Origin of the sequence: Citrobacter sp. HN-141, assembly GCF_033341895.1 — a bacterium.
Lineage (GTDB): Bacteria > Pseudomonadota > Gammaproteobacteria > Enterobacterales > Enterobacteriaceae > Citrobacter.
Genome location: NZ_JAWPBF010000013.1, coordinates 144,618 through 155,058 on the forward strand (window position 1 = coordinate 144,618; position 10,441 = coordinate 155,058).

The 10,441-nt window shown below is 52.4% G+C and carries 10 protein-coding genes and 1 pseudogene; 10 read left to right on the forward strand and 1 reads right to left on the reverse strand.

The window, feature by feature from the left end; all coding sequences use genetic code 11:
• The first annotated feature begins 98 nt into the window (after window positions 1-98).
• The 7 genes from RYZ59_RS16880 (at window position 99) to ves (ending at window position 7,885) form a co-directional block, all read left to right on the forward strand.
• Window positions 99-1,319 (forward strand): aspartate aminotransferase family protein, encoded by a 1,221-nt coding sequence (locus RYZ59_RS16880; protein WP_318049388.1) that lies wholly within the window; start codon window positions 99-101, stop codon window positions 1,317-1,319.
• The gene (gene astA, locus RYZ59_RS16885) at window positions 1,316-2,350 is read left to right on the forward strand and encodes an arginine N-succinyltransferase (RefSeq protein ID WP_202038827.1); all 1,035 of its coding nucleotides are present in this window, start codon (window positions 1,316-1,318) and stop codon (window positions 2,348-2,350) included. Before RYZ59_RS16880 ends, astA begins: the two co-directional genes overlap by 4 nt.
• On the forward strand, window positions 2,347-3,825 hold the full coding sequence (astD, locus tag RYZ59_RS16890; protein ID WP_318049386.1) for a succinylglutamate-semialdehyde dehydrogenase: 1,479 nt from the start codon (window positions 2,347-2,349) through the stop codon (window positions 3,823-3,825). Before astA ends, astD begins: the two co-directional genes overlap by 4 nt.
• Entirely contained in the window at window positions 3,822-5,165 is a 1,344-nt protein-coding gene (gene astB, locus RYZ59_RS16895) for an N-succinylarginine dihydrolase (RefSeq protein ID WP_318049384.1), read from the forward strand. Before astD ends, astB begins: the two co-directional genes overlap by 4 nt.
• Window positions 5,158-6,123 carry a succinylglutamate desuccinylase gene (gene astE / locus RYZ59_RS16900; RefSeq protein WP_318049380.1) on the forward strand — a complete coding sequence of 322 codons (966 nt, stop codon included), beginning with the start codon at window positions 5,158-5,160 and terminating at the stop codon, window positions 6,121-6,123. Before astB ends, astE begins: the two co-directional genes overlap by 8 nt.
• A gap of 348 nt (window positions 6,124-6,471) precedes the next feature.
• Window positions 6,472-6,957, forward strand: a complete 486-nt coding sequence (gene spy / locus RYZ59_RS16905; protein WP_048211888.1) for an ATP-independent periplasmic protein-refolding chaperone Spy — start codon at window positions 6,472-6,474, stop codon at window positions 6,955-6,957.
• 352 nt (window positions 6,958-7,309) lie between these two features.
• On the forward strand, window positions 7,310-7,885 hold the full coding sequence (ves, locus tag RYZ59_RS16910; RefSeq protein ID WP_048211887.1) for an environmental stress-induced protein Ves: 576 nt from the start codon (window positions 7,310-7,312) through the stop codon (window positions 7,883-7,885).
• A 57-nt stretch (window positions 7,886-7,942) separates the two neighbouring features.
• On the opposite strand, the gene nadE is transcribed toward ves, so the two are convergent.
• Window positions 7,943-8,773, reverse strand: coding sequence for an ammonia-dependent NAD(+) synthetase (gene nadE / locus RYZ59_RS16915; RefSeq protein ID WP_318049376.1), 831 nt, complete (start codon window positions 8,771-8,773; stop codon window positions 7,943-7,945).
• A 210-nt stretch (window positions 8,774-8,983) separates the two neighbouring features.
• On the opposite strand from nadE, the gene osmE reads away from it, so the two are divergent.
• From osmE to RYZ59_RS16930, 3 genes and pseudogenes are all read left to right on the forward strand, one after another.
• Window positions 8,984-9,322, forward strand: a complete 339-nt coding sequence (osmE, locus tag RYZ59_RS16920) for an osmotically-inducible lipoprotein OsmE (protein ID WP_202038822.1) — start codon at window positions 8,984-8,986, stop codon at window positions 9,320-9,322.
• 301 nt (window positions 9,323-9,623) lie between these two features.
• Entirely contained in the window at window positions 9,624-9,944 is a 321-nt protein-coding gene (gene chbB, locus RYZ59_RS16925; protein ID WP_003832547.1) for a PTS N,N'-diacetylchitobiose transporter subunit IIB, read from the forward strand.
• Window positions 9,945-10,029: 85 nt separating this feature from the next.
• Window positions 10,030-10,386: pseudogene (locus RYZ59_RS16930) on the forward strand (PTS N,N'-diacetylchitobiose transporter subunit IIC); the annotation flags it as partial.
• Window positions 10,387-10,441 lie beyond the last annotated feature (55 nt).

The following is a 10,441-nucleotide window of genomic DNA, read 5'->3' on the forward strand; positions in this document are numbered from 1 at the left end:
TTTCCGCTGGCTGGCACGAACCCTGCAATCTACATTTACACCGCAAATACTATATTTATTAACATATAAATAACCTTTTATTTACCGTTGAGGTCGCTATGTCTCTGTCAGTTACGCGTGAAAATTTTGATGAATGGATGATGCCTGTCTATGCCCCAGCGCCTTTTATTCCGGTGCGCGGTGAAGGTTCACGTCTGTGGGATCAACAGGGTAAAGAGTATATCGATTTCGCGGGAGGCATTGCGGTTAACGCACTGGGGCATGCACATCCGGCATTGCGTGAGGCATTAAATGACCAGGCCAGCAAATTCTGGCATACCGGCAACGGTTACACCAACGAACCGGTATTGCGTCTGGCGAAGACACTTATCGACGCGACGTTTGCTGAGCGGGTTTTCTTCTGCAACTCCGGCGCGGAGGCTAACGAAGCTGCACTAAAACTGGCGCGTAAATTTGCCCACGATCGGTTTGGCAGCCAAAAAAGCGGCATTGTGGCATTTAAAAACGCCTTCCACGGTCGCACGCTGTTTACCGTCAGTGCCGGGGGGCAGCCAGCCTATTCACAGGATTTCGCACCACTGCCGCCGGATATCCGTCACGCGGCGTATAACGATCTCGACTCCGCCAGCCAATTGATTGATGACACCACCTGCGCGGTTATTGTGGAGCCAGTGCAGGGGGAAGGCGGCGTCGTGCCGGCAACCACCGCATTTTTACAAGGGCTGCGTGAATTATGCGATCGTCATAATGCGCTGCTGATCTTTGATGAGGTACAGACCGGCGTTGGGCGTACCGGCGAACTGTATGCCTATATGCACTACGGTGTGACGCCAGACCTGCTGACGACGGCCAAAGCGCTTGGCGGTGGGTTCCCTATCGGCGCGTTATTGACCACCGAACGTTGCAGCAGCGTGATGACCGTGGGCACTCACGGCACAACTTACGGCGGAAACCCATTAGCTACTGCCGTGGCGTGTAAGCTGCTGGAAATTGTTAACACGCCGGAAGTCCTCAATGGTGTGAAACAGCGTCATGACTGGTTTGTGGAGCGTATTAACGCCATTAACGAACGTTTTGGATTGTTTAGTGAAATCCGTGGTCTTGGGCTGCTGATCGGCTGTGTACTGAATGCGGAATTTGCCGGAAAAGCGAAACAGATCTCGCAAGAAGCGGCCAATGCAGGCGTGATGGTACTGATTGCTGGCGCTAACGTGGTGCGTTTTGCGCCAGCGCTAAACGTCAGCCAGGAAGAGGTGGCAACCGGGCTCGACCGCTTTGCGTTGGCATGCGAACGCATTAAAGCAGGAGGTTCATCATGATGGTGATCCGTCCCATTGAACACGCGGATATCGCCGCGTTAATGCAGCTAGCCAGTAAGACCGGCGGTGGGTTGACGTCATTGCCCGCAAATGAAGCCACGCTGGCGGCGCGTATTGATCGTTCGTTGAAAACCTGGCAAGGCGAGTTGCCTAAAAGCGAGCAGGGCTACGTTTTTGTACTGGAAGACAGTACCACCGGAACCGTGGCGGGGATTTGTGCGATTGAAGTGGCGGTAGGGCTTAACGATCCCTGGTACAACTACCGTGTTGGCACGCTGGTTCATGCTTCGAAAGAGTTGAATGTCTATAACGCATTGCCGACGCTGTTTCTCAGTAACGATCACACCGGAAGCAGCGAGCTTTGCACCCTGTTTCTCGATCCGGACTGGCGTAAAGAAGGTAACGGCTATTTGCTGTCGAAGTCGCGCTTTATGTTTATGGCGGCGTTTCGTGACCGTTTTAACGAAAAAGTCGTTGCAGAAATGCGGGGTGTCATTGATGAACACGGCTATTCGCCATTCTGGCAAAGCCTTGGCAAGCGTTTTTTCTCGATGGAATTCAGCCGCGCAGATTTTCTCTGTGGCACCGGACAAAAAGCGTTTATTGCAGAGCTGATGCCTAAACATCCTATATACACCCACTTCCTGTCGGAAGAAGCGCAAAGTGTGATTGGCGAAGTGCATCCGCAAACGGCGCCAGCCCGTGCGGTGCTGGAGAAAGAAGGATTTCGCTACCGCAACTATATCGATATTTTCGACGGTGGGCCGACGCTGGAATGCGATATCGACCGGGTACGCGCTATCCGCAAAAGTCGACTGGTGGAAGTGGCTGAAGGTCAACCTGCACCGGGCGAATATCCTGCCTGCCTGGTGGCTAATGAAAATTACCAAAACTTCCGCGTCATGCTAGTGCGTGCCGACCCGAATACCCAACGACTGGTGCTGACGGCAGCGCAACTGGACGCCCTGAAATGCCACGCGGGTGACCATGTACGTTTTGTGCGTCTTTGTGCAGAGGAGAAAGCAGCATGACATTATGGATAAACGGTGACTGGGTGACTGGGCTGGGCGCACGACGGGTGAAAACGAACCCGGTGAGTGGGGACGTGCTGTGGCAAGGCAATGATGCCGATGCGACTCAGGTAGCACTGGCATGCCAGGCGGCGCGGACCGCCTTTCCGGGCTGGGCGAAACAGACTTTTGCCGCCCGGCAGGACATTGTCGAGAAATTCGCGACGCTGCTGGAGAGTAATAAAGCAGAACTGACGGCGATCATTGCACGGGAAACCGGCAAGCCGCGTTGGGAAGCTGCAACCGAACTGACGGCGATGATCAATAAAATTGCCATCTCCGTGAAGGCGTACCACACCCGTACCGGTGAACAGCATAACGCGCTGCCAGATGGCGCAGCGACGTTACGTCATCGCCCACACGGTGTGCTGGCCGTGTTTGGCCCGTATAACTTCCCCGGTCATTTACCTAATGGTCATATCGTTCCGGCGCTGTTGGCTGGCAATACGCTGATTTTCAAGCCCAGCGAGCTGACGCCGTGGACCGGTGAGGCGGTGATCAAACTGTGGGAACAGGCGGGATTACCGCCGGGCGTATTGAACCTGGTACAGGGCGGGCGTGAAACAGGACAGGCACTGAGTGCGCTGGAGGACCTTGATGGTCTGTTGTTTACCGGTAGCGCCAATACGGGTTATCAGCTGCATCGTCAGCTATCTGGCCAGCCGGAAAAGATCCTCGCGCTGGAGATGGGTGGGAACAACCCGCTGATTATCGAGAACCCCGAAGATATTGATGCGGCGGTACATCTGACTATTCAGTCAGCGTTTGTTACGGCCGGGCAACGGTGTACCTGTGCCCGTCGTCTGCTGGTTAAAAAAGGGGCGCAGGGCGATGCATTTCTGGCGCGGCTGGTGGACGTCAGCCAGCGTTTAATGCCGGGCAACTGGGATGCACAACCGCAGCCGTTTATTGGCGGGCTTATTTCTGAACAGGCCGCGCAACATGTTTGTGACGCCTGGCAACGCCTTGCAGCGCAGGGAGGGCGAACCCTGTTGGCACCGCGCCAGGTACAAGCGGGAACTTCACTGTTGACCCCCGGCATTATTGAACTGACCGGCGTGGCGAATGTCGCGGATGAAGAGGTCTTCGGCCCGCTGCTCGGTGTCTGGCGTTATGACAGCTTTGATGATGCGATTCGCATGGCCAACAATACCCGCTTTGGTTTGTCGTGCGGGCTGGTTTCTCCGGATCGCAATCAGTTTGACCAATTGCTACTGGAAGCTCGTGCGGGCATCGTCAACTGGAATAAGCCGCTAACCGGGGCGGCAAGCACCGCGCCGTTCGGTGGGATTGGTGCTTCAGGCAACCATCGCGCCAGTGCGTGGTATGCCGCAGATTATTGCGCCTGGCCGATGGCGAGCCTGGAATCTCCGACCCTGACGCTGCCGACAGCGCTTAGCCCAGGACTCGATTTTTCACGCGAGGATAAGCCATGAAAGCGCGTGAAGTAAATTTCGACGGTCTGGTGGGACTAACTCACCATTATGCGGGGCTGTCATTTGGTAATGAGGCCTCAACCCGGCACCGTTTCCAGGTGTCGAATCCCCGTCTGGCAGCGAAACAGGGCCTGTTGAAGATGAAGGCGTTGGCCGATGCCGGATTCCCGCAGGCGGTGATCCCGCCTCACGAGCGTCCCTATATTCCCGTGCTGCGCCAACTGGGGTTTAGCGGCAGTGACGAACAGGTGCTGGAAAAGGTGGCCCGGCAGGCACCTCAGTGGCTCTCCAGTGCCAGTTCCGCTTCGCCGATGTGGGTGGCGAATGCGGCAACGGTCTGTCCTTCGGCAGATTCGCTGGACGGGAAAGTGCATCTGACCGTCGCCAACCTGAATAACAAGTTTCACCGTTCGCTGGAGGCTCCGACCACGGAAGCGTTGCTAAGCGCAATCTTCCGCGATGAGAGCCACTTTTCGGTCCATAGCGCATTGCCACAGGTTGCATTACTGGGTGATGAAGGTGCGGCTAACCATAACCGCCTCGGCGGTGATTATGGTGATCCCGGCGTGCAGGTGTTTGTCTATGGTCGGCAAGAGGGCAACGGCGCGCAGCCGAAGCGTTATCCGGCGAGGCAATCGCGTGAGGCCAGCGAAGCTGTTGCGCGCCTGAATCAGGTGAACCCTAAGCAGATTATCTTTGCTCAGCAAAACCCGGATGTTATCGATCTTGGTGTGTTTCATAACGATGTTATTGCGGTATCAAATCGTCAGGTGCTGTTTTGTCATGAATTGGCGTTTGCCAACCAGCAGGCGTTGTTACAGCAGTTGCGTAGCCAGGTGGCGGGATTTACGGCGCTGGAAGTTCCCCTGGCGGAAGTGTCAGTGCAGGATGCCGTGGCAACGTATCTGTTTAACAGCCAGCTACTCAGTCGTGATGACGGTTCAATGATGTTGGTCCTGCCGCAGGAATGCCGGGAGCATGCAGGGGTATGGCATTATTTAAACCGTCTGCTTGAAGATGACAACCCGATTGACGATCTACGGGTATTCGATCTGCGCGAAAGCATGTCCAACGGTGGTGGACCGGCGTGTCTGCGCCTGCGGGTCGTGTTAACCCCACAGGAGCAACAGGCGGTGAACCCGGCGGTTCTCATGAATGATGTGCTGTTTAACACGCTGAATAACTGGGTTGATCATTACTATCGCGATCGCCTTACCGCAGCCGATCTTGCTGACCCGCAGTTGCTGCGCGAAGGGCGTGAAGCGTTGGATACGTTGACACAATTACTCAAACTCGGTTCGGTGTATCCCTTCCAACAGGAGCGTACACGTCATGGATAATTTCCTTGCGCTGACGCTTGCGGGGGACTCGCCAGATACCCCCCGGGGGACAGTTCACGGTTTTGACTGGCAATGGATTGGGCATGGCATGCTGGAGCTGACGCCGGTTGTTCCGGTTGAGCGTTCGCTGGTTTTGTCTGCGGGCATTCATGGTAATGAAACCGCACCAGTAGAAATACTGGACACCTTGCTGTCCGGGTTGTTTAGCGGCACGCTGCCGCTGACATGGCGGCTATTGGTGGTCCTGGGCAATCCGCAGGCGTTAGCTGCGGGCAAACGCTATTGTCATAGCGATCTGAATCGTATGTTTGGCGGTCGCTGGCAGCTCTTCGATGAGAGCGGTGAAACACGGCGTGCCCGCGAGCTTGAACGGTGTCTGGAAGATTTTTACGCGCGGGCAAAGGCACCTGTTCGCTGGCATCTCGATCTCCACACGGCTATTCGCGGGTCACATCATTTGCGTTTTGGCGTGCTACCGCAGCGTGATGTGGCATGGGATGAGGCGTTTCTTCACTGGCTGGGGGATGCGGGGCTTGAGGCTCTGGTTTTCCACCAGGCGCCAGGCGGAACGTTTACCCATTTTAGTGGGGAGCATTTTGGCGCGCTGGCCTGCACGCTGGAGCTGGGCAAGGCGCTGCCGTTTGGGCAAAACAACCTGTCACAGTTTGCTCACACTGCGCAGGCGCTGGCAATGTTGTTGACAGGCAGCCCCGTAGCGGCAGCTGAGACGCCGCCGCTACGCTATCGCGTGGTGGCGCAAATTACACGGCGCAGCGACGATTTCATTCTCTACATGGACAACCAGACGCTGAACTTTACCGCGTTTAAAGAGGGAACCGTGCTGGCTCAGGATGGCGATGAACGTTTTATCGTCACCCATAGCGTTGAATATGTTCTCTTTCCTAATCCAAATGTAGCCTGTGGTTTACGCGCGGGACTAATGCTGGAAAGGGTGTAAAAGATATATCCGCCCTTGGGTTAATCTCTGAGGGCTTATTTTTGCGTGCTGTTTATATTTATTACGGATTATTCCTGGTAAGTTGCTTTCTTAATAACCAGAGTTCAGGTATAGTTCTTCATAATCCTTTCAAAATCATCCTGTTGTAATTTTTTATTTCAACTCTCCGCAATTTATTCTTTTTTTCTTCATAATTGATGAAAGTTTGTTTTTTACACTTTCATTGTTTTACCGTTGCTCTGATTAATTGACGCTTTAGCCGGTAAAGTTAATCCCGTCAACACGACATCACATTGCATAAGCATCGCATGAATGTCGTAAGAATAACTGAAAGGAAGGATAGAAATTATGCGTAAATTGACTGCTCTGTTTGTTGCCTCTACCCTGGCGCTGGGCGCTGCAAATCTGGCTCATGCCGCTGACGCTACCACAGCCGCTCCGGCAGATGCCAAACCGATGATGCACCACAACGGTAAGTTTGCCCCGCATCATGACATGATGTTTAAAGACCTAAACCTGACCGATGCACAGAAACAGCAGATCCGCGACATCATGAAAGGTCAGCGCGATCAGATGAAACGTCCTCCGCTGGAAGAACGCCGTGCAATGCACGATATCATCGCCAGCGATAGCTTCGATAAAGCGAAAGCTGAAGCGCAGATTGCGAAGATGGAAGAGCAGCGCAAAGCTAACATGCTGGCGCATATGGAAACGCAGAACAAAATTTATAACATTCTGACCCCGGAACAGAAAAAACAGTTTAATGCCAATTTTGAGAAGCGTCTGACAGAACGTGCAGCGCAGAAAGGTAAAATGCCACAGGCTGCCGAATAATCGGTAGGCGTCTATACTCAATCATTCACGCTGTGTCGGAGCAGATTGCCCCGGACAGCGTGAAAAAAAACTCAAGACCGCCGGCCTTGTCCACAACACGTTTAACGATGTGGGCAGGATCGGCGGTTTTTTCTTTCCTACCTCTTGCACAGCGCTTCGGACACGTTATGCTCCTGAAGCCCGCGAAAATGCTACCTGGATCAGCGCGTTAAACTTTTTTGCAAAACGCCATGGTCATCGCTAAGGCAAATCAACTCTGCTGCCGATAACAACGAGCAGGGTGAATGATAACAATGATGATTTGGCTGCCTGATGACGGCATGTCGGCGCACAGTGCCTTTCTGGAGGGATGATGGAGTACTTTGATATCCGCAAAATGCCGGTTAATCTCTGGCGTAATGGTGCGGGAGAAACGCGTGAAATATGCTGTTTTCCGCCAGCAACGCGCGACTTTCACTGGCGGGCGAGTATTGCCTCCATTGCTGCGAACGGCGAATTTTCACTCTTCCCCGGCGTTGAGCGCGTTATTACGCTGCTCGAAGGGGGAGAAGTCACGCTGGAAGGCGCTAACACGCTACCGCATACGCTAAAACAGCATCAGCCTTTTACTTTCGCCGGCGACCGCGTGGTAAAAGCGAAGCTGACGGAAGGGCAGATGTCGATGGATTTTAATATCATGACTCGTCGGGATGTTTGCCAGGCGAAAGTTCGTGTGGCTGACCGGACGTTTACGACCTTTGGTTCGCGTGGCGGCGTGGTATTTGTGATTAGCGGAGCCTGGCAACTGGGGGATAAGTTGCTGACGGCTGACCAGGGGGCGTGCTGGCATGACGGTAAGCATACGTTGCGACTGTTGGAGCGCGAGGGGAAATTGCTGTTTAGTGAGATTAACTGGAAGCCTGGTTTTTCGCCTGATTCGGTGCAATGACGTCGTTTGGGCCGGATAAACCCTTTTGTGGTTATCCGGCACGGGTAAATCAGCGAATTACGATTTTTTCCAGAAGTCGTCAAACACCGTAATCGGTGGGCGGCGTTTGTGTTCTGTCTTCACGTACCAGCCTTCAATTTTCTTCGCAACGTCGGCATCCAACGTTTTTCCTTCCAGATAATCGTCAATGTTGTCGTAGGTAACGCCTAATGCGGCTTCATCGGGCAGAGAGGGACGATCGTCTTCGAGGTCGGCGGTTGGCGCTTTGTTGTATAAATGCTCAGGGCAACCTAATGCCGCAAGAAGCTGCTTACCCTGACGCTTGTTGAGGCGGAATATTGGGTTAATGTCCGTACCGCCATCGCCATACTTAGTAAAGAATCCGGTAATGGCTTCTGCGGCGTGATCGGTACCCACGACAACACCGCTGGTCATTCCGGCGATACTGTATTGTGCCTTCATACGCTCGCGGGCTTTTTCGTTGCCGCGCACAAAATCGCTCAGTTCAATACCTGCTTCCCGCAATGCCTGCTCGCTGGCCAATACCGCGCCTTTGATGTTGACGGTGAGTACACGGTCAGGTTGTATGAACGCGATCGCGTCCTGACAGTCCTGTTCATCGGCCTGCACACCATAAGGCAGGCGCACGGCAATAAACTGCAAAGCATCGTTACCCGTTTCTTCACGTAACTCGGAAATCGCCATTTGGCATAACTTTCCGGCCAGGGTGGAGTCCTGCCCACCGCTAATCCCTAACACCAGTGATTTAAGGAAAGGGTAGGTTTTGAGGTACGATTTCAGAAAATCCACGCTGCGGCGAATTTCCTCTTCTGCATTAATGTGTGGTTTGGCGCCAAGTGCCCGGATTATCTCTTGCTGCAGAGTCATTTAACCCCCTCCAAAAAATGAAATGATCAAAAATAACGATGTGTTAAAGCTAACGCGTTGACGCCCAAACGACAAGGGATGCAGCCGGATATAACATCATTTTGTTTTGATAGAATTTTCTGAAATGACCCGAGTATCCACTGACAGCTTGAAAAATGCGTTGTTGTGCTCCAGGCTTATATAACACGCTGAAAAACAAGAGGACGGAATATGAACAAGAATCTAACAGGAATTCTGAGCGCAGCGGCGGTATTGACTATGCTGGCAGGGTGTACGGCTTACGATCGTACCAAAGACCAATTTGTGCAGCCCGTGGTGAAAGATGTGAAGAAAGGGATGAGCCGGGCGCAAGTGGCGCAGATTGCCGGCAAACCGTCATCTGAAGTCAGCATGATCCATGCGCGTGGTACATGTCAGACCTACATCCTGGGTCAACGAGATGGTAAAGCAGAGACCTATTTTGTTGCATTGGATGATACTGGGCACGTGATTAATTCCGGCTACCAGACCTGTGCGGAGTATGACACCGACCCGCAGTCTGCGAAGTAGTTGCATCTGTTTATTGCCTGAGCGCTCTGCAGAACCGGCCACTGTGCCGGTTTTTTTGTGTCACGCGATCTTATTTATTGTCGCGAATTATTTGCCCGAAGTGTGAGGGGTGTCATAACCACAGGTCAAGGAGAGACAATTTAGTTGGTCAATGAAATACCATCCGCGGGTGCAATCCCGTATACTCATTTCAGCCACCTAAAAAAGTAATTTAGCTGACGCAAGTTACCCAGAGCATGGATGCAGGTTATGGCTTGCGGAGTGTCTGGTACACAGATAATCGCACATGAGGATCGTTTTAATGGAAAAGAAACACATTTATCTGTTTTGTTCTGCGGGCATGTCGACTTCTTTGTTAGTCTCGAAGATGCGTGCTCAGGCTGAAAAATACGAAGTGCCGGTCATCATTGAAGCGTTTCCTGAAACGCTGGCCGGAGAAAAAGGCCCGGTAGCCGATGTTGTGTTATTAGGTCCACAGATTGCTTATATGTTGCCCGAAATTCAGCGTTTGTTACCCAACAAACCTGTAGAAGTGATTGACTCGCTGTTGTATGGCAAAGTCGATGGTTTAGGCGTGCTTAAGGCTGCAGTTGCAGCAATTAAAAAAGCCGCAGCAAATTAATTATTTATTTTAAATTTCCCGTCAAAGAGTTATTTCATTAACATTCACCGCAATTGTTAATTGCGGTATTTAAGGGTATTTTTCTATGAGTAACGCTATTGCTTCACTTGAAAAGGTACTCCTTCCTTTTGCTGTAAAAATTGGAAAGCAGCCACACGTTAATGCAATCAAAAACGGTTTTATTCGTTTAATGCCGTTAACCCTCGCAGGGGCAATGTTTGTATTAATCAATAACGTTTTCCTGAGCTTTGGGGAGGGGTCGTTTTTTTATTCCATGGGCATTCGACTTGATGCTTCAACTATTGAAACGCTAAATAGTTTAAAAGGCATCGGTGGGAACGTCTATAACGGTACGCTGGGTATTATGTCATTGATGGCGCCATTCTTTATCGGTATGGCGCTGGCGGAGGAACGCAAAGTCGGTGATGCTGCCAACTTACTGATTTAGTGTATGATGGTGTTTTTGAGGTGCTCCAGTGGCTTCTGTTTCTATCAGC

Excerpts from the sequence above, each read along its gene's own strand:
- RYZ59_RS16880 (WP_318049388.1), top strand. The coding sequence starts at position 99 with ATGTCTCTGTCAGTTACGCGTGAAAATTTTGATGAATGGATGATGCCT.
- astA (WP_202038827.1), top strand. The coding sequence starts at position 1,316 with ATGATGGTGATCCGTCCCATTGAACACGCGGATATCGCCGCGTTAATG.
- astD (WP_318049386.1), top strand. The coding sequence starts at position 2,347 with ATGACATTATGGATAAACGGTGACTGGGTGACTGGGCTGGGCGCACGA.
- astB (WP_318049384.1), top strand. The coding sequence starts at position 3,822 with ATGAAAGCGCGTGAAGTAAATTTCGACGGTCTGGTGGGACTAACTCAC.
- astE (WP_318049380.1), top strand. The coding sequence starts at position 5,158 with ATGGATAATTTCCTTGCGCTGACGCTTGCGGGGGACTCGCCAGATACC.
- spy (WP_048211888.1), top strand. The coding sequence starts at position 6,472 with ATGCGTAAATTGACTGCTCTGTTTGTTGCCTCTACCCTGGCGCTGGGC.
- ves (WP_048211887.1), top strand. The coding sequence starts at position 7,310 with ATGGAGTACTTTGATATCCGCAAAATGCCGGTTAATCTCTGGCGTAAT.
- nadE (WP_318049376.1), bottom strand. The coding sequence starts at position 8,773 with ATGACTCTGCAGCAAGAGATAATCCGGGCACTTGGCGCCAAACCACAC.
- osmE (WP_202038822.1), top strand. The coding sequence starts at position 8,984 with ATGAACAAGAATCTAACAGGAATTCTGAGCGCAGCGGCGGTATTGACT.
- chbB (WP_003832547.1), top strand. The coding sequence starts at position 9,624 with ATGGAAAAGAAACACATTTATCTGTTTTGTTCTGCGGGCATGTCGACT.